This is a genomic window from Streptomyces sp. NBC_00029 (genome assembly GCF_045160505.1).
GTDB lineage: Bacteria > Actinomycetota > Actinomycetes > Streptomycetales > Streptomycetaceae > Streptomyces.
The window spans coordinates 609,682-632,916 of sequence record NZ_CP108292.1 but is presented as its reverse complement, the minus strand read 5'-3'; the positions used below and the strand labels follow the sequence as shown (position 1 = coordinate 632,916).

Genomic DNA, 23,235 nt, shown 5'->3' with positions numbered 1-23,235 from the left:
GGCCGCATTGGTGGCGGCTGTGCTGGGGCCGGTGACCAACTACGCCAGTGACGCGGTGCCTGGCTGGGCGGCGCAGGCGTGGGTGATCTGGCCGGTGTTCGCCGTGCTGGTGGTGGTCAGCATCGTGCTGTTGCTGTGGGGCCGGCATCTGGATGCCGCACCAAGGCCCCCGGCGCGGCTGGCACCGGTGAGCCGACTGGCCCGAGGCCAGCAGGCTTCGTTACGCCCCCCGCATGTTCAGCGCGTGCGGGGGCGTGAGGGAGAACTCGGCGTGCTGGCAGGCATGCTTCGGCGGCCACAAGGGCGGTTCGCGGTGCTGTGCGCGGTCGGCGGGATGGGCAAGACAACGGTGGCCGCGCAACTGGCCACCCAGGCCGAGGCGGCGGGCTGGCGAGTGTTTTGGGTCCGCTGGCGCGACGGTGCCGAGCTGGCGCAGCAGATGGTGGAGACGGCGCTGGCCTGCGGCCTGCCAGAGGCAGAGCTGGAGGCCGCGCGAGCGGGGCAGGCGAACCTGCCGGATGTGGTCTGGCGGCAGTTGGGCCGGGTGCGCCGTTGGCTGCTGGTGGTGGACAACGCCGACGAGCCGCACGAGATCGGCCCGGCAGGGGAGCCGGTGGCCGACTATCGCGGCTGGATCCGTCCTCACGGCCGAGGCCTGCTGGTGGTGACCAGCCGGGATGGCAGCGAGCAGACCTGGGGTCCGTGCGCACAGCTGCTGCCACTGGAGCCGCTGCCGGTGCGACCTGCGGGGCAGGTCCTGCTGGACGCCGCTCCCGTGGCCGGCACCGCCGAGCAGGCCCGCGAGCTGGCGGCGCGACTGGGCGGGCTGCCACTGGCGTTGCACGCGGCCGGCACCTATCTGGCCGGACCCACCAGCCGCTACCGCACCTTTGCCGCCTACCGCCAGGCCCTGGAACACGAACTGCGGTTCTTGTTGGGAGCGGCGCACCCGAATGCCTCCCATCCGCAGGTCGCCCGCGCCGTGGTGCGGCACACCTGGGAGGTGTCCTTGGACCAGCTCGCCGGGGAGGGCAACGCTTTGGCCCGCCCCTTGTTGCGACTGCTGGCCCTGCTGGCTCAAGCCCCCGTCCCACTGTCCCTGATCACCCCGGACCTGCTATCCGTCGTCACCGGACACGACGTCACCGCGGTGGCCCTGGAGGCCGCGTTCGCCGGCCTGCACCGCTACGGTCTCCTCGGCCTGCCCCACTCTCCCGGCAGCACCGGCCCGGCGTCGGGCAGCAGTGAGGGGGCGCAGGTGGTACTGCATCCCCTGATCCGAGAGATCAACGCTGTCGCCCTCACGGCCGAGACCTCCGATCTCGCCGTGTGGCACCGGGCTCTTGCCGAGCGGCTGACCACGGCTGTACACGAGGCCGACCAGCGCGGGCGCGCCGGTTGGCCTGGAGCCGTGCTCCTCGCCCCCCACCTGCCGCTGCTGCTCGACCACGCGGACCCGCGCACCGCCACACACCAGCGCACCACTCTCAACACCCTGGCGCAGGTGCTGCAGAAGGCTGGCGCTTTCGGTGCGGCGCGCCTGCTGCATGAACGGCTCCTCGACGTCGAGACCCGCATGCTGGGCCCCGAGCACCCCGATACCTTGACCAGCCGCAACAACCTGGGCAATGCCTTGTTCGGAATGGGAGAGCCGGCCGAGGCAATACGCCTGCTCCGGGAGACCCTGGAGGACCGCACCCGCATCCTGGGCCCCGTGCACCCCGATACCTTGACCAGCCGCAATGACCTCGCATGCGCTTTGGACGGGACGGGTGAGCATGCCGAGGCGGTGGGTCTGCTGCGGCAGACCCTCAACGACCGTAACCGTGTCCTGGGCCCCGAGCATCCGCATGCCCTGGCCAGCCGGGACAGCCTCGGTCTCGCGCTGGATGGGATGGGCGAGCACGCACAAGCAGTGCGCATGCACCGGAGCACCCTTGACGACCGCATCCGTGTCCTGGGCCCCGAGCACCACCTCACCCTGCTCAGCCGCCACAACCTCGCCAGCGCCCTAACCAGGGCGGGTGAGCAGACGGAAGCGATACGGCTGCTGCGGCAGGCGCTCAACGACCACGCCCGCGTTCTGGGCGACGAGCATCCGCACACGCTGGCCAGCCGGGACAGCCTCGGTCTCGCGCTGGACGGGATGGGCGAGCACGCACAAGCAGTGCGCATGCACCGGAGCACCCTTGACGACCGCACCCGCATCTTGAGCCCCGAGCACCCGGATACCCTTGCCAGTCGCCACAACCTCGCTCTCGCTTTGACCAGTGCAGGTGAGCAGGCCGAGGCGATAGACCTGCTGCGCCGAACCCTCGATGACCGCGTCCGCATCCTGGGCGACGAGCACACGCATACCTTGAGCACCCGTAACGCGCTGGAGACAGCGCTAGCCATGTCCACCCAACGGCCACAGAGCCGGTGGTGGCACTGGCTGCGGCGCAGGAACGTCGCAGCCGGGGGCGGTTGAGGAGGCCCTGTATCCCCGAGCCGCCGCCAAGCGACAAGTAGCACTCTGTGTTGGCTACTGCGCACTTCGACACAGGATGCATGGCGCATCTGACCAAGAGAGTGATTCGTTCACCTCGCGCATCCCAACGGTGGGCTCACTGCCCCGTTGCGCAGACCCAGCGCATCGGGGCAGTGAGCCCACCAGACAGCCGCAAGCGTCAGGTCAGTCGATGACGGCTGTGGCTTCGACCTCGACCAGGTGCTCGGGTACGTCCAGGGCTGCTACGCCCAGCAGAGTGGCCGGCGGGACCGGGACGACGCCCAGCGTGGAGGCTGCCCGGGTGATCCCCTCCATCAGCAGGGGCATCTTGTCGGGAGTCCAGTCGACGACGTGGACGGTCAGTTTCGCCACATCGTCGAAGGAGCCACCTGCCGCGGCCAGGGCGGTACCGATGTTGAGGTAGCACCGCTCGACCTGGGCCGCGAGGTCGCCTTCGCCGACCGTGACGCCGTCGGCGTCCCAGGCGACCTGTCCTGCGATGAAGACGAGTTTCGATCCGGTCGCGATCGACATCTGCCGGTAGGCATCGATCTCGGGCAGTCCGGTGGGGTTCACCAGGGTGATGGCCATGCTGTCCGTCTCCTTGTCGCGGGAGCCAGCCCTACGGGCTCGTTGCCGGCGGGACCAAGGCGCCCTTGGTCTCTTGTGGTTACTCAGGAACCGTAGGAGAGTGGCCGCTGACATGGAAGAACGCACTTTTCGGTGACAGGGGAACCTCAAGGTGACCAAGCAGTTCACGGGTTCGCCCGACGATGCGGACCTGCGGCGCGCGGACTCCCTGGCGCGGGAGATCTTCTCGGACGTCGCCAACAAATGGGCACTCCTGATCATCGAGGCCCTGGGGGAGCGGACGCTGCGCTTCAGCGAGCTGCGCGACGAGATCGAGGGCATCAGCCACAAGATGCTCACCCAGAACCTGCGCATGCTGGAACGCAACGGTCTGGTCGGTCGGACGGTGTACCCGGTGGTCCCGCCGCGGGTGGAGTACACCCTGACCGAGCCGGGCCAGGCCCTGCGGGTGACGATCGACGCACTGTGCGACTGGACCCACCGCTACCTCGGCCACATCGAGGCCTCCCGCCACCGCTTCGGCACCTGACGGGCGGAGCACCCGCGCCCGAAGCCGTCCGCCGCGATTCCACGGCGGTGCCTGACAGGGTCGGCTCGTTGTCGCAGAGGACCCGCGTGGGCCTGCACACGCCCGTGCTCACCGGGATGCGGCGGCCGTGGTCTGCCGGGCGGCGTGGATCGGAAGGGTCTCTGTACCGATTGGATCGTCCTTCGGCGGTCACCGCAGCCCCCACACGCTTCACCGTTCAGGGAGCTCGCAGCGCCGCGCATCACATCTGCCCGGGTGGCAGGTGGTGGCGCCCGAGGGACAGGACCGGGATGCTGCTTCCGTTGAAGTGCCACAGCGCACTCGTGTACCAGAGGAGCACCACCACGACCACCAGACTGCCCCCGGCCAGTGGCAGAGCCCAGCCCGGCAAGCGCCGGCTCTGCACCAGCAGGAGCTTGGCGGCGAACGCCCCGTAGAAGAAGCAACCCGCGATCGAGTGCACCGCCGCACGGGAGCCGGTCAGCTGCACGCCGTACGCTCGCACGCAGTGCACCGTGATCGGGACAGTGAGGGCGAACAGAACCACCCCGACGATCCGGTGGGTGATCGGTACCGAGCCCGGAACCCGGCGCACCCCGGGCAGCCGACCGTACATCCACACTGCCAGCAGCAGCTGGAGAGCTGCCAACCCCAGGACGCCGGTTGCGAGCTGTGCCTTGAGGCGCATGGCATCGGCGTCCGACCGGCCGAACAGTGTCGCCGTGTAGTCCGGCGTGTTCGTCCGGCCGAGCAGGAAGACGGCGACGAAGACCGCGGCGGCAGCCGCGAACGCCAGTGCGAGAGCGAGCCCGGCTTCCGGGCGGCGCAGGGCGGACCGGGGGTGCGACATCGTGCTCCTCGTCTCGGAACGCCGAGGGTTGGCGGTCTGCCATCCCTTGTACCGGCCCGGTGCGGCAGATGGCAGCCGACGCGGCCGTAGAGACCTCGGCTGCTGGTGCGGCCGGCGGACGCGGCACGGGAGGTCGGAGGGCAGGGTTCCTTGGCCGGTGTTCCGTCCGGCCCCGACCTGGCGGCCGTCACCGCCCGCACGTCCGTACGGTTGTGCGCAAGTGGTTCGAGGAAACGGCCAACGTGTCTGTTACAGAGCTCGGTACCCATTCGGCGCAGAGTGCGAGGCAGGCGTGAATGAGCTTCTTATCTGGCCGAAACCCATGCGTTCCAGCACCGGTGGGGCCGCCCCCGCATCTCGCCCCGTCTGCGTCAACTGGGGCTTGACGTCTGCAACTTGCAAGGGAGAGTTACGGACATGTCCGCATTGGGCAACGCGCGTTGTGAGTTGTGGCGGTTGATGGCGGGTGCGGGCCAGAGTGTGGCTCCTCGGCAGAACGCCGGGAACCGCACGGAGCCCGCCCGGCTCGCACAAGGCCGGGCCGGCTGTCTGTTGAAGGAGCCATCTGCATGTCTGCTTCTCTCGCCACCCGCCGCACCGTCACCTTGATCGTGGCCGCCGGCGCACTGATCGGGGCGGCCGCTCTGCCGGCCGTCGCCCACGGGTCCGACCTGCGGGCCCCCCGGGGCCCGCACTCCTCGATCGTCATCGGCGACGTCCAGCACGACAGTCGCGGACGCGACAACCGCGCCGTGAACCGCGAATGGGTCGAGGTGAAGAACACCGGCCGCCAGGCCGTCAACCTGCGCGGCTTCACCCTCACCGACCGGCAGGGCAACCGCTACCGCTTCGCCGGGTTGCGTCTCGACGGGCGCTCCAGCGTCAAGGTCCACACCGGCCAGGGCCGCGACACCCGCCGCGACGTGTACCAGGACCGCCGTCACCAGATCTGGGACGAGCGTGACACTGCCACCCTGCGCGACGACCGCGGCCGTGTCATCGACACCGAGACCTGGGGCCGTCGCGGCTCCCGCTGATCCGGCCCGGCAGTCACACCATCGGGGTCCGTGAACTGCCGGCCCCCAGTAGCAACGGCGTGCCGCGGCCAGCCGCCGCGGCACGCAACACCCCCGGCGCATGGAGGGTCTTCGTGGAGTTCTTGCAGTATGCCCCGTCCGATGTCGCGGTCCCTCAGCTGGACCTCGACCCCTATCGCTTCCCCGGCGCTGACACAGACGCGCCCGCGGCCTACGACGCCCGGCCGCAGAACCCGGGTGATACGGGCTGGCAACCGCCTCCCCTCGGCGAATGGCATCCGGCACGCGGGCCGGCATCCGACCCACGCCTCACCCGGCCCCTGACGCCCGTGGATCGGCGCAGGCTGGACCTGCAAGCAGCGCTGACCACCGTGGGCATTCCACCACTCCCCGGGGACCTGGAATCCATCAACATCCTCTCGTCGCTCGACGACACGACCCACGCCACCCTCGTGCGGTGGATCACCACCAGCCGCTAGGTGTGTTGTCCGGAGAGGTTGGTGCCGCGGCCGGCGGGTGTGTGGCCTTGTGGAGTGACCCCTACGGTCCGGCAGGCGGGGTACCGGAACACGTCCGTGTCGACCGGGGCAAGGACTTCCTGTCCAAGACATTCCTGAGCGCGCTCGGAGCCCTGGCCAACCGCAACCGGGTGGTCGGCCGTGACGGTGCGCCGCCGGACCGCTCCTCCTGCCGGCCTCGTCGCAAGGGCGGGCAGGGTGCGGTCCGGGACGGCCTCCGGGATAGTCTTCCGGCATGGGTTCGGTTGAAGGGGCGGCCGAGGGCATCGGCGCGGATCTTGACGGTCAGGAGTGGGGCGCCACCCGCTGCTGGGTGGAGAAGGGGCTGTCCGACGCGGAGCGCATCGAGAAGGTGGTGCGGCTGCGCGGCGGCTGGACCTCGCACATGCGCCGCCTGGACCTCCGCCGGCCGAGCGGCCGACGCTCACTCGTCCTGAGGTCGTTCGTCAAGCCCTTCTACGTTCGGCACGCGGAGGGCCTGCTGACCCGTGAGGCGGCCGTTCTGCGCCTCCTCGACGGCACGGGCGTGCCCGCGCCCGCACTCGTGGCGGTGGACGCGACCGCGCAGTACTGCGACCACCCCTCCCTGCTGATGTCCCTGCTGCCGGGGACCGTGCGCCTCGGCGATCCGGGTGCCGACGACCGTGCCGAACTGCTGGCCCGCCAGCTGGTGCGCATCCATCAACTACCGGTGCCCGGACGGCAACGCCCTCGTACCTACCAGCCGTGGACCTCTCCCGAACGAGTGATTCCGCCCGCGGACACCGAGCGGCCCGAGCTCTGGCAGCGTGCTGTGGACGTGATCCGCCGGGAGCCGCTTGCCCATCAGGGATGCTTCCTGCACCGGGACTTCCATCCCGGCAACGTCCTCTTCACCGGTACCGATGACGAGGTCCGGATCAGTGGTGTCGTCGACTGGGTGGAGACCTCCTGGGGGCCGGCCGACCTGGACGTTGCCCACTGCTCCACGGCCCTCGCCCTGCTGCACGGGGTTTCCGCCGGCATGCGCTTCGCCGACCGGTACGTCGCTGCGGGAGGAGCCCTCGCCGAGGAACGCGGCGCGCATCTCCACTGGCGGTTGCTGGACGCGTTGGCCTTCGCACCGGACGCGGAGAAGGTCGCTGTCCCCTGGCGCGAACTGGGCCGCGTCGATCTGACAGCCGGGGTCCTGACGCAGAGACTGGAGGAATACATTGACGCCCTTTTCGGCATCTATGCCTGAACGGCACGCACTCACCTCGGACGACGACGACACCGACTTCTGGGGCTTCGCCCACGAGGCCGAGGGGTTGTTCACGCCGCTGCCGGAGGAAGAGGGCGCGCGCCGAGTGCGCCTGTCGGGCTGTCTGCCGCAGGGCGGGTTGCTGAAGAGCCTCGACCACATCGGCAGTCGTCGTGCCACGGCGGGGAGCGCCTGGTGGGACCTCCTCGACTCCGACCGCGCCGCGATGGGCTCCTACTTCGTCAACGAGGTCACGGTCACCGACGCCCGGCCCTCCGCCCACGGAGCCGGTCGCGTCGACCTCGCGCTGACGTTGTGGTGCGAGAACGCCATGCCGGGCGCGGACCGGGTGTGGGACCTGATCCGCGCGGGGCGCCTGGACCGTACCGGCATGTGGCACGAGCTCGCTCCACAGGACAGGCAGGCGTGGCTGTCGGTGGCGCTGTGGTCCCGGGAGTACCGCCGCCGGGGGAAGACCGATGCTCCCGCGGGCCGGGTGTTCACCGTGGACGGCCGGCACATCGTCGACATCGGCAGCTTCTACTGCGCGATCGGTGAGGCCGTGGGCGGGCCCGGCGGATACTTCGGCTGGAACCTCGACGCTCTGGACGACTGTCTGAGCGGCGGCTGGGGTGCCGCCGCTCCGTTCACCCTGCGCTGGGACCACTCGGCCGAGGCCAGAGCCCGGCTGGCCGAGCGCGTGCCCACCGGTGGGGGCGAGGGATCGCTGTTCGACCTGCTCCTGGAGATCTTCGAAGCTCGGCGCGTGGACGTCGTCCTGCGGTGACGGCCGGCCGCCTTCACGGCCGCACCGGGGTGCCCCGGCCGGGCGGGATCAGCCGGTGCAGGTGATCGAGAAGGGGACCGGGTTGGAGGTGGCCCGGCCGGGGCTCTGGAGTTCCACGGCCATTCCGGTGGTCAGGGTGCCGGTCTTCGCGTACGTGGTCAGGCGCACGGTGTCGTGTCCCGTGGGGTTGGCCTCGTCCCCGATCGACATGGTGCGCCAGTGCGGATCCACCACCGAACCGTCACCGGACACCCAGCGGTAGGAGATGAGGGTCGGCTCGGACGCGGTGAACGTCGCGGTGAACGCCGGGGCCTTGCTTTCGGGGGTGGGGCAGCTGCCGACGTACTTGGTGTTCGCGCCCGCCACCGACATCCGTACGCCCGAGACGAGGGCGGTTTCCTTGTTGCTCTCGGAGAGGGCGTAGGCCAGCCCGGCGGCGATCAGTACGCAGGCGGCCGCGCCGGCCGCGACGAAGACCGCCGTACGACGCTTGCGGGGCGGGGCGGCGGCAGCGGCAGCGGCGGCGGCAGTGGTGGCAACCGCGGTGGGCGTGGCCTCGGACGACCGGGGCGCCTCGGGAGACGGGAGCATTTCCGAAGACCGGGGCATCCCGGTTGCCGCGGTCGCCGGTTCCACCGCGGGGACCGGGGCCGCCGCCGCGGCCGGTTCCGCGGGGGCCGGCAGGATGCGGGCTGCGGTCGTGGTGGCGTCCGGTGCGGCGGCGATGTCCCGCAGGGCTTCGGCGGCTTCGGCGGCGGGGGTCCGCTCGCCGGGCTCCTTGCGCAGCAGCCCGGCGATGACCGGGGTGAGCGGGCCGGCCCGGGTCGCCGCCGGAGGCTCCTCGTCCACGACGGCCCGCAAGGTGCTCAGGGCGGTGTCCTGCCGGAACGGGGAGATCCCCTCCACGGCCGCGTACAGCATCACGCCGAGGGACCACAGGTCGGACTCGGGGCCCGAGGGGCGGCCCAGCGCCCGCTCCGGCGGCAGGTACTCGGGGGAGCCGACCAGCTCGCCCGTCATCGTCAGGGCCGTGCTGCCCTCGACCATCGCGATACCGAAGTCGCTGAGCACCACCCGGCCGTCCTGCGCGAGCAGCACGTTCGCGGGCTTCACGTCCCGGTGCTCCACCCCGACGGCATGCGCGGCCCGCAGCGCGCTCAGCACCTCCGCGCCGATGTGCGCGGCGCGCCGCGGGGTGAGAGGCCCCTCGGCCCGCAGCAGGTCGGCCAGCGACTGCCCGCGGATCAGCTCCATCACGATCCAGGGCCGGTCGTCCTCCATGACCACGTCGTGGACCGTCACCACATTGCGGTCGGGTATGCGCGCCGCCGCCCAGGCTTCCCGCTCCAGCCGGCTGTACATCCGCGCGACGTCCCCGGCCCGCAGACCGGCCGGGGCCCGGACCTCCTTGACGGCGACCTCCCGGTGCAGGGTCTCGTCGAGGGCCCGCCACACGGTGCCCATGCCCCCTTCGCCGAGCCGGGACAGCAGCCGGTAGCGGCCCGCGATCAGCCGTTCCCCGCCCGCCGCAGCCGGCGCGGCCGCGGTGGTGGCCGTGTCCGTGTTCGTGTCCGCGATCGTGGACGCGTCGGTGGCCGTACCGGGGCCGGTCAGCGCGCTGGTCATGGCACTGGTCAGCGCGGTGGTGCCCGCGAGTGCGGTCTCCGTCACGGTCTCGGTTTCCTCGTTGTACATGGGGGCGGTTCTCCCTCGAATTGCCAGCCGACTCAAACATCACGTAGCGATTGGGGCACCGGTTCAGCGAGGCGCAAGAAATTCTCAGAAATAGTTGAACCGAACATGTTCTCGATGACGTGTGGTCGTACGAGGAGTCAGCGGCATCTTTTTCGAGGAGCATTGAGTGGCATCGGTCATCGTCGGGCGTACGGGTCCCTTCACCGGGCAGAGCGCGGTTCTGGGCAGCGAGTCCCTCAGCTTCGGGCGCAAGAGCGACAACGACGTCGTCATCGTCAGCGCCAGTGCCTCCCGGCTGCACGCCGAGATCCTCGCCGAGGACGCCGGGTTCGTCCTCTACGACCGGGACAGCCGCAACGGCACGTTCGTCAACGACCAGCGCGTCACCCGGCACGTGCTGCGCCCCAACGACTGCATCCGGATCGGCGACGAAACGTTCCTCTATGAGGCGCAGGACGCCATGGAAACGGTCATGGACCTCTCTCTCCTGGACGTCCCCAGGGTGAGCGCCGCAGACCCCGGCACGCTGCGCGTCACCATCACCGGCGGCGGACCGGTGGGCCTCGCCTTCGCGCTGGCGCTCGACGAGATGCTGCCCGGCCGGACCGTCATCACCCTCTATGACGGACGCTGGACCAGGAAGGGTTCCGCGATCGCCTGGAAGGACGAGACCCAGGGCAACTTCCGCCGCCAGCAGGTCGTGACCGTCCAGAGCCGGCAGTACCTCGCCCTGTCCGAGGAAGTCCGCTCCGCCCTGTTCGACGACAGCGGCGCCTACTCCGAGATGTGGCCGGTCGGCCCCGACTCGGTCGACGGGCATCCTCCCCGCAACATCCGGATCGCCCACATCGAGGACCGGCTGCTGGACCTGGCCAACCGGAGACCGGCGATCCGCCTCGTCCCCAAGCGTTTCGACGTGGAGGAGCAGCAGAACCGGCTCACCCAGGAACACGTCCTCGTCGTCTGCGAGGGCGGCCGCTCCCGCACCCGCGAGCACTACGCCGACCGCTTCGGCACGGCCGACTCCTCGATCTACTCCCTCGACGGCGAGCACCTCCAGGACATCGTGCTGGGGCTGCGCGTCAAGTCGAGGCTGCCGGACCCGATGAGCGTGCTGCTCACCGTGTCCCAGAACCGCTTCCTCCTCAACTCGCTGCGGGGCGAAGGCTTCCTGAACATGCGGCTCACCCGGGAGGAGGCCAAGAACGTCATCGGCATCGACCCGGTCCGCCACGTCTTCGAGGAGTGCATCGCCGCCCGCCCGTGCCTGATGAGCCGCCAGGAGGAGGACAACGAGTTCCGGTGCCCCACCCACGGCACCCTCTTCCTGCCCGCCCTGCTGCGCGGCTCCCCGCTCTGGAAGGAGATCCGGCAGGGCCTCGGCCTGTTCGGCGTGGCCGAGGAGGACCTGTCCGCGATCACCTCGTTCCGGCTGGACATGGTGCAGCGCCCGCGGTTCACGGCGCAGCTGCACCGACCGACCGCGAGCACCCCCGGCACCTATGGGTTCCTGCTGGGCGACGCGGCCAACGCCATTCACTTCTGGCCCGGCCGCGGCCTCAACAGCGGTCTGGCCTCTGCCACTTCACTGGCCCGGTCGCTCAGCCGCGCCTGGCAGGGCAAGCCGCTGCGGGACGCCGACTTCATCCGGCACGAGGCGGCGATGTCGATGCTCCAGTACCGGCACAAGAGCCGGGCCTGGAACGCGATGGTGACCACCGACGATCACGGCGTCACGCGCGCCATCAGGGACATCATCGCGCGCAGCGCGGAGGCCGGAAGCGGTGCCGGTGCCGCCTCCGGGGCTCGTGCCGGTGCACGGGCCGGTGCCGGTGACACGGACGGGAGCGACCTGGACGCGCTGCTGGACCGGATGGCCGGGATCCGGGACCGGCTGGCGTCCCGTCTCCCCGGCCTCCCCACGGACTCGGAACTCCGCTCCCACCTGTCCTCGATCGCCCCCGCCACCCTCCGCACGCTGCTGGAGAGCGGCGCCTGGGACACCCTGATCGTCGGCGGCGAGGAGGCCGACATCGACCTCTTCTACCAGTCGGACTCCCCGGTCTTCGTCCCCCGCCCGGCCGACCCCCGGAGCCTCGCACGGCCCTGAGTCCTGGCCCGCACGTGCCCGTCGGGGAGGAGGACCCGTGCCTCGGACCGGCTCCCCGGCTGCTGCGGATCAGGAGGGTTCCCGGTCCGGCGCCGGGGGCGGGGCCGGGCGCTTCCCCGCGGGCTCCGCGGGCTCCGCGAGCTCCGCGGGCTCTGCCGGCTCCGCAGGGGGCTGGTCCGCCGGCGGCCCTTCGTCTCCGGCGTTGGCGCGCAGGTGCCCGATGACCGTATTGGCCACGGCGACCAGCGGAACGGCGACCACGGCCCCGCCGATGCCGGCGACCACTCCGCCCGTGGCGACGGCCAGGACCACGGCCAGGGGGTGGACCCGTACGGCCCTCCCGAGGATGAACGGCTGCAGCACGTGGCCTTCGATCTGCTGTACGACGAGCACCACCAGCAGGGTCATCAGCGCGGTGAACACACCCTGGGTGACCAGGGCGACGACCACGGCGAGGGCCCCGGACGCGACGGCGCCGACGAGGGGCACGAACGAGGCCAGGAAGATCACCACGGCGATCGGGACGGCGAGCGGGACCCCCAGGAAGTAGATGCCGAGGCCGATGAACAGGGCGTCGATGAAGGCGACGATCAGGGTCCCGCGCACGTACGCGGTCAGCGTGCGCCAGGCCGCCGGGCCCGCGTCGGCCACGTCCGGCCGGGCGGCGGCGGGCACCAGCTTGAGCGTCCACTGCCAGATGCGCCTGCCGTCGTACAGCAGGAAGAGCGTCGAGAACATCGCCAGCAGCATCCCGGTGAGGACCTCCACCAGGACGGTCACGCCCTGGAGACCGGTCGAGGTGATCTCGCTGGTACTGGTGCCGATGGCGTCGCTCAGGCTGCCGGCCACGTCGTTGATCTGCTCTTCGGTCACGTGGAAGGGGCTGTCCAGGAGCCATCGTTTCAGCTCGTCGATGCCCTCCTGGAGCCGCTCGGACAGGTTGTCGAGGTTGTCGAGCACCTGCCATACGACGAACCAGCCGACCAGTCCCAGGACGACGAACCCGAAGATCGCCGTGAAGGCGGTGGAGAGCCCCCGGGAGAGCCCGATGCGGTGCAGCCGGGCGACCGTCGGCTCCAACAGGGCCGTGATCAGCAGCGCGGCGGCGAAGGCGAGGACGACGAGCCGGACGGATCCGATGACCCGCATGACGACCCACAGGGCTGCCGCGAGCACCAGGAACCGCCAGCAGGCCTCGGCCGCGACCCGTACGCCCCAGGGCACCGCCCGGGCGGGGTCCGGATTGCGCGGACGCGTCCGGCGGGCCTCCGCCGCACGCTCCCGCTCGGCCAGCAGCTCGGCCTCATTGCGCGCCTGCACCTGGGCGCGACGCTTACCGAGCGCGGCGGCGCCGTCCTTCAGGCGGCCGGGCCAGGCGCGGATTCCGGGCATCCGGAACCTCCTTCGGTCTCACCACGCCGTCTGCCCCGGATTCCGGCGATCAGGCAGGTGCGGGCCGAACTGTTCCGACCCCGTTCGAACGGATGTACGCCCCTGGCCGCCGCCGGCCGGAAGTGATGCAGAAACGCTGCGTGTTGCCCCCGGGGTGCCCTCGCGGGGGAGGGTGGGCCCTCTCACCGGGGGGCGTGTCCCATCGCCGTCCGGGCCCGTCCGTGGCCCACGCTTGACCATCGAGCCCGTGGGCCGTCCACCCGTACCTGTTCAGGAGCATCATGCGCACCTCGCCCCGACCGGCCCGGTGGCTGGTGCCCGTCCTCCTCCTCGTGGTCTGGCTGGGCGTCGGAGGCAGCCTCGGCTCCTACGCGGGGAAGCTCGGCGAGGTCTCCACCAACGACCAGGCGGCCTTCCTGCCCCGCAGCGCCGAATCCACCCGCGTCGCCCAGGCCCAGGGTGCCTTCCGGCAGGAGGAGTCGCTGCCGGCCGTCGTGGTCTGGACGGCGGACGGCGCCGCAGGGGTGACCCCGGCCGAAACCGCCTCGGCGCAGGCCGCGCTGGCCGGCCTGGCGGGCCGCCCCTGGAGCGCCGGCCCGCCCTCCCCGGTCGTCGCCTCGCGCGACGGCAGGGCGCTGCAGGCGGTGGTCCCCCTGGACCCGGCGCTGGGCGACGAACTGCCCGCGGCGGTCGCCGAGATCCGCGAGGCCGGCTCCCGGGTCGGGGCCACCACGTTCCACGTGACGGGACCGGCGGCCACCCGGGCCGACCTGTCCGAGGCCTTCGCCGGAATCGACGGGCTGCTGCTCGGCGTGGCGCTGGCGGCCGTCCTCCTGATCCTGCTGCTCGTCTACCGCAGCGTCCTCCTGCCCCTGCTGATCATCATCGGGGCGGTGTTCGCCCTCTCCCTGGCCTGCGCGATCGTCTACGCCCTGGCGAGCGCGGACCTGGTCAGGGTCGACGGGCAGGTCCAGGGCATCCTCTCGATCCTCGTCATCGGCGCGGCCACCGACTACGCCCTGCTCCTGACCGCCCGCTTCCGTGAGGAACTGGGGCACACCGAGGACCGGTACGCGGCCATGCGAGCGGCCCTTGGACAGTCGTGGGGCCCCATCGTGGCCAGCGCCGGCACCGTGGCCCTGGGCCTGCTCGCCCTGTTCCTCAGCGACCTGACCAACAACCGGGCGCTCGGGCCGGTGGGAGCGATCGGGATCGTCTGCGCGGTGGCGAGCGCCCTCACCTTCCTGCCGGCCGCGCTGGTGCTGCTCGGACGCAAGGCCTACTGGCCGGCCCACGTGCGCGCGGGCAACGGCGCGGCAGGGATCTGGAAGCGGATCGCCACCCTCGTCAGCGGGGCCCCGCGGCGGGTGTGGGCCGTGGCTCTGGCGGGCCTGCTCGCCTGCGCAGCCTTCGCGCCCACGCTGCACTCGGGCGGGGTTCCCCTGGACGAGATCTTCGTGAACGAGGCCCCGTCGGTGACGGGCCAGAAGGCACTCGGCCGGCACTTCCCCGGAGGGGCGGGCAATCCGGCCGTCGTGATCGCCGCCGCCGGCCGGCAGGCGCAGGTGCGCGAGCGCGCCGAGGGCACGCAGGGCGTGGACTCGGCCGCGGTGCGGGGCGAGAAGGACGGCCGGGTGCGGATCGACGTGGTCCTGAAGGACCCCGTGGACAGTGCGGCGGCGAAGGAGACCGTGGTCAGGCTCCGCGAGGCGGTCCATCCGGTGCCGGGTGCGCAGGCCCTCGTGGGCGGCTACACGGCACAGGCGTACGACACGCAGAAGACCGCCGAGCGCGACCGCGAGATCATCGTTCCGGTGGTGCTGGCCATCATCCTCGTCATCCTGGTGGCCCTCCTGCGCTCGCTGGTGATGCCGCTGCTGCTGGTGGCGACGGTGGCCCTCAACTTCTTCGCGACCCTGGGCGTGTCCGCGCTCGTGTTCCGCCACGTGTTCGGGTTCAGCGGCACGGACTCGTCCGTCCCCCTGTACGGGTTCGTCTTCCTCGTGGCCCTCGGCGTGGACTACAACATCTTCCTCATGTCGAGGGTGCGCGAGGAGTCGCTGCGGCACGGCGTCCACGAGGGGGTGACGCGAGGCCTGACGGCCACCGGTGGGGTGATCACGTCCGCGGGCGTGGTCCTCGCCGCCACCTTCGCCGCGCTGGCCGTCATCCCTCTGGCGTTCCTGGTGCAGATCGCCTTCATCGTGGCCTTCGGCGTCCTCCTGGACACCCTGGTCGTGCGCTCGCTCCTGGTACCCGCCCTGGTCCTGGACATCGGCCCCGCGGCCTGGTGGCCGGGACGGCTCAGCCGCCGCCCGAGCTGAGCCGGCCGGGCCGGCCCCGGGCGAGGCGGTGTGGTCAGGGCGCGGGCGTGGGGGCAGACTGGAGCCCCACGCCCCCGCAGCGGCAGGAGTGACGTGCCCGTCCCGATCATCATCGACTGCGATCCCGGACACGACGACGCCCTCGCGATCATGCTGGCCGCCGGGGACCCGGCGGTGGACCTGCTGGCCATCACCACGGTCGCCGGCAACCAGACCCTCGACAAGACGACGCTCAACGCCCGCCGCGTCTGCACGGTCGCCGGGATCACCGACGTCCCCATCGCCGCCGGGTGCGACCGGCCGCTGGTCCAGCCGCTCGACGTGGCGGCCGACGTGCACGGGGTCACCGGACTGGACGGACCGATGTTCCCGGCCCCCACCGTGGACGTGGTCCCGGAGCACGCCGTGGACCTGATCCACCGACTGCTGGCCGGGCACCCCGAGCCGGTCACCCTCGTCCCGACCGCTCCGCTGACCAATATCGCCCTGCTGCTGACGCGGTACCCGCAGGACGCCTCGCGCATCCGCGAGATCGTCCTGATGGGCGGTTCCACGGAGCGGGGCAACCGGACCCCGGCCGCCGAGTTCAACGTTCTCACCGATCCGGAGGCCGCCGACATCGTCTTCCGCTCGGGCGTGCCGGTCACCATGTGCGGGCTCAACGTCACGCACCAGGCACTGGCGACACCCGAGGTGGTGGCCCGCTTCGTGGCGCTGGGCACGCCACTGGGGCAGACCTGCGCGGAGCTGCTCACCTACTTCGGCTCCACCTACCGTGCGCTGTGGGGGTTCTCCAGTCCGCCGCTGCACGACCCCGTCGCGGTGGCCCGGGTCATCGATCCCGGGCTGGTGCACTGCGTGGACGCCCAAGTCGCCGTGGAACTGCACGGCCGGTTCACGCGCGGCGCCACCGTGGTGGACCTGCACCGCTCCACGGGCCGTCCGGTCAACGCACGCGTGGCCGTCACCCTGGAAGCCGGCCGGTTCTGGGACCGGATGATCGCCGCCGTCGCGACGCTCGGCGCACGTACGCCCGACGGAGCACCTGCCTCCTGACCGCGGACGAAGGGGAGCGGGGCCAGCGGGCGACCGTCGTGAGGGACCTCGAGAGGGACGCCTTCCTCGTCGTGGCCCCCGACGCGGACGCGGCGCAGACACCCCCCAGGTCACTTCGGCCAGTTCACCCGCCCGAGATGGATCAGGCGGAGCTGGGCGCGGGCCGTGCCGGTGGCCGCCGACCAGTCCTCCCCCCGGAGCGAGGCGGCCAGGAACGCCGAGGCCGTCATGAACATGTGATCCACCAGCAGCCGCGACAGCATCGTCACGTCGTCGGCGTCCCAGCCCGCGCTCACCGGGTCGGCGCCGAGCGCGGCGCCCATCTCATGCGCGAGGACGTTGAGTTGGCCGGCGATGGCCTCGCGGACCGCCGGCACCCCGCCGTGGCGCTCGCGGACGAGGAAGCGGACGTGCGCGGGCCTGCTGCGCACCAGTTCGGCGACGAGCTGCACCGCGGCGTCGCCGCGCCGGTCTGCGTCGCCGGTCGCGGCGAGGATGCCCCGCACGGTCTCCTGCAGGCTGTCCAGCGCCTCCTCGACGAGCGCGGTCCCGAGTTCCTCCATGCCCCGGAAGTGCCGGTAGAAGGCGGTGGGGGCGACCTTGGCGGCCCGGGTCACCTCCCTGAGGCCGAGGCTGCCGAGGCTGCGCTCCTCCAACTCGGACAGGGCCGCGTCGAGCAGGGCGCGTCGGGTACGGCGGCGCTGGGTCTCACGAATGCCGGTGTGCGGACTCATGACGCGAAGTCAACCGCGTCACACTTGTCCGCCGCCAGCATGAGACCGACTGAACCGGGTAGTCAGTGAACAACTGTTACCTGAACGGAGGATGTCTCATGCTCTTCCTCGTAGGTGCGTTGCTGGTGCTCGGTGTCGTCCTCGGCACCGTGGCCCACGTCCCCGTGCCCGTCAGCCTGGTCGCCGGCCTCGCCATCGCCCTCTGGCTCGCCCTCTTCGCCACGCGCGAGCGCTTCTCGGGGCACCGCCGGGCCGGTTACGTCGACCACGACCGGGGAGGTCTGCGATGAGCCCGCGGACCGAGTCCCGTACGCGCCCCGGAGGCCGTACGGGAGCCCGTACCGGACCCCGTACCGGCAGCCGGGGCCCGGCCCCGGCCACCCGCACCCGTGACGCCGACGCGATGGCCGTCACCGGCTTCGTCCTCGGGCTGGTGGGGCTGCTCGTGATGAACCTGATCCTCGGCCCGGTCGCCGTCGTCCTCGGCGCCCTCGCCCTGCGGCGGCACACCTCCAGGCCCGGCCGGGCCCGCCTGGGCATCGCCCTGGGCCTGGCCGACGTGCTGGTCCTCGTCTGCCTCGTCACCGCCGACGGAACGTGGTCGTGGGGCCTGACCTGAGCACCGCGGGCCGCCCTGCGTCCGGTGGGGCCGCAGGTCGCCGGGCGCCCCTTCGGGGTCGATACTGAAGGCACGGTGCGTGGAGGCGACATGGGTGAACCGGAGCATCGCGGCCCGAGGCCGGCCTCGGCGCCCGTCAGTGACACGGCAGCGGTCGTCCTGGACGACGAGGGCGTGGTCATCGCCCGTTCCGCGTCGGCCGCGACGCTGCTGGCATGCTCGCCGGGGGAGACGTACGCCCCCTTGTCGGGGCTGCTGCCGCGCGGCGGACCGGAAGCGGGATCGGCCGGTCGGCTCGTGACGGTGCCCGGAAGCGACGAGGCGGGCCGGAAGGTCCCGCTCGTCTGCAGGATAGTCCGGCTCGCGGCCTGTACCCGCGGCGCCCCCGATGCCGACGATACCCAGTGGCTCGTCCTGGTCACCCCGGCCGAAGCGGTCGCGGAGGCGGCCGATCACGACTCGGAGCGCCGCCGCAAGAGGCTGTCCCGCGCCGCCACCTCGAGCATCGGGGCCTCGCTCGACGTCACGGAGATGGCCCAGACCCTCGTGAACCTGCTGGTCCCCGAATTCGCCGACCTGGCGACCGTGGACCTCGCGGAGCCGGTGCTGGTGGGGGACGAGCCGCCGCACCTCGAAGCCAGCGGTGATGTCCGCCTGTGCCGGACCGCCGCGGCACAGAGTCCCGGGATATCCGCGGAGGACCTCCTGCCGGTCGGCGAGGCCCTTCCTCCCGTGTCGGACTCCGATGTGATGCGTCCGCTCATGGCGGGACAGCCCGTGCTCGTGTCCGACATCGACGCGTTGCGCGCGAAGCTCGGCGTGGACACCGAGACCCTGCGCCTGTTCGTCCCGAGCGGGGCGCACTCCTCGGTGGCGGTGCCGCTCTACGCACGCGGCCTGATCCTCGGCTGCGTCACGGTCTGGCGCAGCCAGTTGCCTTCCGCGTTCCGCGAGGAGGACGCCGCCCTCCTCCAGGACCTCGCGTCCAGAGCCGCACTCGGCGTGGACAACGCGCGCCGCTACACCAAGGAACACCGGTCGGCGGTGGCCCTGCAGCGGAGCCTGCTGCCGCATTCCGCCCTGAACGTGGCGGCCGCGGACACGGCGGGGGTGTACCAGCCCGCCGGGGGCGGTGTGGGGGTCGGCGGGGACTGGTTCGACGTGATCCCCTTGTCGTCGCTGCGCGTGGCCTTCGTGGTCGGGGACGTCGTCGGACACGGACTCGAGGCCACGGCCGCCATGGCGCGGCTGCGGACCGCGGTGCAGACCCTGGCCGACCTCGATCTGGATCCGGGGGAGCTCCTCACGCATCTCGACGACCTGGTGCTCGGCTTCTCGGACGAGCAGATGACCGGCGAGTTCCGCTCGGAGCCCTCGGATTCCTCAGAACCCTCGGATCACTCGGAGCGCTCCGAACCGGCGGTGCTCGGGGCGACGTGCCTGTACGCCGTCTACGACCCCGTGACGGGCCAGTGTGCCGCTGCCGCCGCGGGACATCCGCCGCCGGTCCTGCTGCCGCCGGAAGGGGAGCCGGCCTTCCTCGACGTGACGCCCGGACCGCCGCTGGGGGTGGGCGGAGTGCCCTTCGAGGTGACGGAGTTCGGCGTACGGCCGGGCAGCATGCTCGGCTTCTTCACGGACGGACTCGTGGAGAGCCGCGACGGCGACATCGAGGAGGGAATGGAGAGGCTCAGGGGCGCACTCGCCGGAGCCGACCCGAGCCGGCCGATCGATGAGATCAGCCGGGGCGTCTTCGACGGGGTGCGGCCTCACATGCCCGTCGACGACGCCGCCCTGCTGCTCGCCCGCATCCACACGCTCTCGTCCGACCAGGTCGCCGAGTGGGAGTTCGAGGCCGACCTCTCCCTCGTCGCCGAAGCCCGTGAGCTGGTGGTGGGCCAGCTGTCCGCATGGCAGTTGGACGAACTGGGCTTCGTGACCGAACTCGTCGCCAGCGAGCTCGTCACGAACGCGATCCGCTACGCGGGCGGCCCGGTCGGGCTGCGGCTGATCCGCGACCGGGTGCTCGTCTGCGAGGTGTCCGACCCCAGCAGCACCCAGCCCCGCCTGCGCCGGGCACGGGACACGGACGAAGGAGGGCGCGGCCTCTTCCTCGTCGCCCAGCTCACCGACCGCTGGGGCAGCCGCTTCACACGTACGGGCAAGACCATCTGGACGGAACAGCCCATCGGCGGCCCGCTCGTCTAAAGGTTGTTTCACAAGCCCCGTCGGCCGCGAATCAGGTCCGCTTTGACACGATTCAGCCATGCCGTTCGGTGGCCGGGAAAGCGGACAAGCCAGCCGCCTTCGAGCTGGCGCGAGCCGCCTACCTGAGACCCGATCACCTTGTGAAACAACCTTTAAGGGCTGTCCCGTAACTGAATTCCCTGCTGGCACGTGTCGCGCCGCCCTGTAGTGTGCGGGTCCGCACCTGACAGACTTGCGTGAAGCAGGTTCGCTGAGGAGACGGGGTGGGCGCATAGAGCGCGTCGGTGGATTGTTGACGGGGTGCAGGCCCTCGGTGTTGGAAGCGCTCAGGATTGCCGGGTGGAGAGCAGGACGACGGATCGACACTGAGACCTGGACACAGCAACTCGTGGCGGCAGGGTTCGAGTTCAACGACTTGGCGACAGCGGTTTGGGCAGAGTTCGGCGAACTGACGATCGAAAGTTCTCCGGCTCGTGTCCCTTCCTCGTCGCTGCACCTGGATCCCGTTGACGCCTGTATCGACGCGTCTGCGGAGGCTCAGAGGCTGAGGCGCCGATACGGGGAGAACTACAGCCCTCTGGGCATGTGGTCAATCCAGTACAGGTCATACGTGGCGGCGAGCGGGCGTGTCATCACCGTGGGACCGGGCTTCCTGTGGCAGCTGGGCACCAGCTTCGCAGAGGCACTGATCTACGTGGTGGATGGCGATGGCGGTGCCGATCGTACCGAGCGGGCAGCCTGGCTGTGACGCCTTCACATACCGTCTCAGGAACGCTCCCGCCAGGTGAGATGATCTTGCAGTGTCTGGTGTGATCACGGCGTCGGAGCCGTCCTAATCCGGTGGTAGCGACAGCTCTGAGGGGCGTACACCGTGGCTGTTCGAGCAGCCACGGTGGTCGCGATGGCGGTCACGTGAGTGTCGGGCTGACGCCTTGAGTCGTCCTGGGACTTGATCCCTATATCCAGAGCGGTGATGCCCGACGCTCTCGTGACCGCCATCATCGTCAACACTGCCCGCTTGATCACTCGTTGGTGTCTGTGTTGCGAGCCCGCTGCATGGTGACCCCTCGTGATGCCCGAGCCACTTCAGCTCCAACGCAGACCGGGGCCCGTGCGGTGAGCTGGTGCCACGAACAGCTGCTGAGGTGGCGGACCGACCTCTTGTCGAGTCCTTGGATTAGGTCGCTGCGTGGTTCCGCATGAGCTCGTGACCAGTACGAAACACCCGAGCACGGGGAGGGGAAAGATCTTGATCTACTGCGGCATCGACTGGGCGGAGAAGACGCACGACGTCGCCCTGGTCGACGACAGCGGCCAGTTGGTGGCCAAGCGGCATATCACCGATGACGCCGCTGGCTACAAGATCCTGCTGGATCTGCTCGCTGAGTACGGCGACACGGCGGAGGCCCCGATCCCGGTCGCGATCGAGACATCCCGGGGCCTGCTGGTCTCGGTGCTGCGGACCGGCAAACGACAGGTGTTCGCGATCAACCCGATGGCCGCGGCCCGCTACCGAGACCGGCATTCCGTCTCGCGCAAGAAGTCCGACCCGGGCGACGCCCTGGTCCTGGCCAACGTGCTGCGGACCGACATGCACGCTCACCGGCCGCTTCCACAGGACAGCGATCTGGCCCGCGCGGTCGGCGTCCTCGCCCGCGCTCAGCAGGACGCGACCTGGAACCGCCAGCAGATCGCCAACCAGCTCCGCTCCCTGCTGCGCGAGTACTACCCGGCCGCTCTCACGGCCGTCGAATCCTGGAAGAACGGGCTCTGCCGACCTGAGGCTCACCAGCTCCTCAAGCTGGCCCCGACGCCGGCCAAGGCCGCTCGCCTCACGCGCACACAGTTACAGACCGCGCTCAAGCGGGCCGGTCGTCAGCGGGGCATCGCCGCCGACGCCGAGCGGCTCCGCGAGGTCTTCAGAGCCGACTGGGCTCACCAGCCGCAGCTGGTCGAGGACGCACTCGGCAAGCAGATGCTTGCTCTCCTGATTCAGCTGGAGGCCGCCTGCACAGCCGCCGACAGCCTCGCTGAGGCGGTCGAAGAGGCATTCCCGCAGCACCCGGACGCTGAGATCATCCTCAGCTTCCCCGGCCTCGGCACCCAGCTCGGCGCCCGGGTACTTGCCGAGATTGGGGACGACCGACAGCGATTCGCCGACGCCCGCGGCCTGAAGGCCTACGCCGGCGCCTCGCCTATCACCCGGGCGTCTGGCAAGAAGTCCAGCGTCACCCGACGCTGGGTGAAGAACGACCGCCTCAACCATGCCGGATACCTCTGGGCATTCTCCGCGATCACCGCCTCGCCCGGTGCCAAGGCCCACTACCGGCGACGACGCGACAACCACGCAGACTGGCACGCCTCCGCCCAGCGCAACCTCTTCAACCGCATGATCGGCCAGCTCTACCACTGCCTCCAGAACGGCGAACGGTTCGACGAGCTGGCGGCCTTCCCCACGCCACCCTCGGTGACGGAGACAGCTGCCGCCTGACCTGTGGCAACGCCCCTTGATCAGGTCGCCCACAGCGGTCGATCATTCACAGATGAGACCCGGAGTTCAGACGTTCGTCGCCGCCGGCCCCCTCCCTGACTGGGACGCCGACGAGGAGGAGATCGACCGCCGAGTCAACCAACTCGAAGCCATCTCGGCGCCCGTCACAGCCGACGAGGCGCATGCTTTGGCTACCTGTTTCGGCCCCGACGACTGCTACGGCGTCGCCTGGTCGCTATTGCACCTGATCGAGACCAGCCCAGGACCGGTGCCGCCGGTGACGCTACCCGGAGCCGATGCCACCGAATGGCATCACACGCTCTGGAACCGCTGGGGAAACCGGTGAACTCAACGATGGGGACTTGACGCGTTAGCGGCCTGAGGTGTCTGGATAGCCCCGTTCACCGGGCTGAGCCCGCGCGTCTTCGGCAAGCTGGTGACGGCCCTGCGCCGCGAAGGTGTGGATCCGGTCCGCAATGGCCGCCCGTGGTCTCTTCCGCTGGAGGACCGTGTGCTGCTGGCACCCATGACTGTCGTCCCCCTCGATGAATCCGTACGACGGGGCTGCCCGGCCGGCCGGG

20 protein-coding genes and 1 pseudogene are annotated in these 23,235 nt (G+C 70.8%); 16 read left to right on the top strand and 5 right to left on the bottom strand.

Annotated elements, in window-relative coordinates:
- Window positions 1–31 precede the first annotated feature (31 nt).
- The gene (gene fxsT, locus OG753_RS03080) at window positions 32–2,470 is read left to right on the top strand and encodes an FxSxx-COOH system tetratricopeptide repeat protein (RefSeq protein WP_405787001.1); all 2,439 of its coding nucleotides are present in this window, start codon (window positions 32–34) and stop codon (window positions 2,468–2,470) included.
- 204 nt (window positions 2,471–2,674) lie between these two features.
- Here the strand turns inward: fxsT and OG753_RS03075 are convergent, their stop codons facing one another.
- Window positions 2,675–3,082, bottom strand: a complete 408-nt coding sequence (locus OG753_RS03075) for a RidA family protein (RefSeq protein ID WP_405787000.1) — start codon at window positions 3,080–3,082, stop codon at window positions 2,675–2,677.
- A gap of 151 nt (window positions 3,083–3,233) precedes the next feature.
- Between OG753_RS03075 and OG753_RS03070 the strand changes: the two genes are divergently transcribed.
- A complete protein-coding gene (locus OG753_RS03070; protein ID WP_327260528.1) occupies window positions 3,234–3,611 on the top strand; it encodes a helix-turn-helix domain-containing protein in 378 nt (125 codons plus the stop codon).
- 241 nt (window positions 3,612–3,852) lie between these two features.
- Here OG753_RS03070 and OG753_RS03065 read toward each other — a convergent pair whose 3' ends face one another.
- On the bottom strand, window positions 3,853–4,461 hold the full coding sequence (locus OG753_RS03065) for a DUF6529 family protein (protein ID WP_405786998.1): 609 nt from the start codon (window positions 4,459–4,461) through the stop codon (window positions 3,853–3,855).
- A gap of 569 nt (window positions 4,462–5,030) precedes the next feature.
- Here OG753_RS03065 and OG753_RS03060 point away from each other — a divergent pair.
- From OG753_RS03060 to OG753_RS03045, 4 genes are all read left to right on the top strand, one after another.
- The gene (locus OG753_RS03060) at window positions 5,031–5,498 is read left to right on the top strand and encodes a lamin tail domain-containing protein (protein WP_405786996.1); all 468 of its coding nucleotides are present in this window, start codon (window positions 5,031–5,033) and stop codon (window positions 5,496–5,498) included.
- Between the two features lie 113 nt (window positions 5,499–5,611).
- Window positions 5,612–5,977 carry a hypothetical protein gene (locus OG753_RS03055; protein ID WP_405786994.1) on the top strand — a complete coding sequence of 122 codons (366 nt, stop codon included), beginning with the start codon at window positions 5,612–5,614 and terminating at the stop codon, window positions 5,975–5,977.
- Between the two features lie 274 nt (window positions 5,978–6,251).
- Complete coding sequence (locus OG753_RS03050) at window positions 6,252–7,238, top strand: phosphotransferase family protein (protein ID WP_405786992.1); 987 nt, start codon at window positions 6,252–6,254, stop codon at window positions 7,236–7,238.
- Window positions 7,231–8,025 (top strand): barstar family protein, encoded by a 795-nt coding sequence (locus OG753_RS03045; RefSeq protein ID WP_405786991.1) that lies wholly within the window; start codon window positions 7,231–7,233, stop codon window positions 8,023–8,025. Before OG753_RS03050 ends, OG753_RS03045 begins: the two co-directional genes overlap by 8 nt.
- Window positions 8,026–8,073: 48 nt before the next feature.
- Here the strand turns inward: OG753_RS03045 and OG753_RS03040 are convergent, their stop codons facing one another.
- Window positions 8,074–9,489: a serine/threonine-protein kinase gene (locus OG753_RS03040; protein ID WP_405792518.1), complete on the bottom strand. Its 1,416-nt coding sequence runs from the start codon at window positions 9,487–9,489 to the stop codon at window positions 8,074–8,076.
- Window positions 9,490–9,886: 397 nt separating this feature from the next.
- Here OG753_RS03040 and OG753_RS03035 point away from each other — a divergent pair, with 397 nt between their 5' ends.
- Window positions 9,887–11,830, top strand: coding sequence for an FHA domain-containing protein (locus OG753_RS03035; RefSeq protein WP_405786990.1), 1,944 nt, complete (start codon window positions 9,887–9,889; stop codon window positions 11,828–11,830).
- Window positions 11,831–11,899: 69 nt separating this feature from the next.
- On the opposite strand, the gene OG753_RS03030 is transcribed toward OG753_RS03035, so the two are convergent.
- The gene (locus OG753_RS03030; RefSeq protein WP_405786988.1) at window positions 11,900–13,222 is read right to left on the bottom strand and encodes an AI-2E family transporter; all 1,323 of its coding nucleotides are present in this window, start codon (window positions 13,220–13,222) and stop codon (window positions 11,900–11,902) included.
- A gap of 281 nt (window positions 13,223–13,503) precedes the next feature.
- Here OG753_RS03030 and OG753_RS03025 point away from each other — a divergent pair, with 281 nt between their 5' ends.
- The gene (locus OG753_RS03025) at window positions 13,504–15,546 is read left to right on the top strand and encodes an MMPL family transporter (protein WP_405786986.1); all 2,043 of its coding nucleotides are present in this window, start codon (window positions 13,504–13,506) and stop codon (window positions 15,544–15,546) included.
- Window positions 15,547–15,639: 93 nt separating this feature from the next.
- Entirely contained in the window at window positions 15,640–16,602 is a 963-nt protein-coding gene (locus OG753_RS03020) for a nucleoside hydrolase (RefSeq protein WP_405786984.1), read from the top strand.
- A gap of 110 nt (window positions 16,603–16,712) precedes the next feature.
- On the opposite strand, the gene OG753_RS03015 is transcribed toward OG753_RS03020, so the two are convergent.
- On the bottom strand, window positions 16,713–17,336 hold the full coding sequence (locus OG753_RS03015; protein WP_405786983.1) for a TetR family transcriptional regulator: 624 nt from the start codon (window positions 17,334–17,336) through the stop codon (window positions 16,713–16,715).
- 98 nt (window positions 17,337–17,434) lie between these two features.
- Here OG753_RS03015 and OG753_RS03010 point away from each other — a divergent pair, with 98 nt between their 5' ends.
- The 7 genes and pseudogenes from OG753_RS03010 to OG753_RS02980 form a co-directional block, all read left to right on the top strand.
- The gene (locus OG753_RS03010; RefSeq protein WP_405786981.1) at window positions 17,435–17,626 is read left to right on the top strand and encodes a hypothetical protein; all 192 of its coding nucleotides are present in this window, start codon (window positions 17,435–17,437) and stop codon (window positions 17,624–17,626) included.
- Window positions 17,623–17,955, top strand: coding sequence for a DUF4190 domain-containing protein (locus OG753_RS03005; protein ID WP_327260515.1), 333 nt, complete (start codon window positions 17,623–17,625; stop codon window positions 17,953–17,955). Before OG753_RS03010 ends, OG753_RS03005 begins: the two co-directional genes overlap by 4 nt.
- A 90-nt stretch (window positions 17,956–18,045) precedes the next feature.
- Window positions 18,046–20,163 (top strand): SpoIIE family protein phosphatase, encoded by a 2,118-nt coding sequence (locus OG753_RS03000; RefSeq protein ID WP_405786979.1) that lies wholly within the window; start codon window positions 18,046–18,048, stop codon window positions 20,161–20,163.
- Window positions 20,164–20,476: 313 nt separating this feature from the next.
- Window positions 20,477–20,911, top strand: a complete 435-nt coding sequence (locus tag OG753_RS02995; protein ID WP_405786978.1) for an SUKH-3 domain-containing protein — start codon at window positions 20,477–20,479, stop codon at window positions 20,909–20,911.
- Between the two features lie 498 nt (window positions 20,912–21,409).
- Window positions 21,410–22,654: an IS110 family transposase gene (locus OG753_RS02990; protein ID WP_405792516.1), complete on the top strand. Its 1,245-nt coding sequence runs from the start codon at window positions 21,410–21,412 to the stop codon at window positions 22,652–22,654.
- A gap of 52 nt (window positions 22,655–22,706) precedes the next feature.
- Entirely contained in the window at window positions 22,707–23,000 is a 294-nt protein-coding gene (locus tag OG753_RS02985; protein ID WP_405786977.1) for a hypothetical protein, read from the top strand.
- A 45-nt stretch (window positions 23,001–23,045) separates the two neighbouring features.
- Window positions 23,046–23,174 (top strand): annotated as a pseudogene (locus tag OG753_RS02980) (IS5/IS1182 family transposase); the annotation flags it as partial.
- Window positions 23,175–23,235 lie beyond the last annotated feature (61 nt).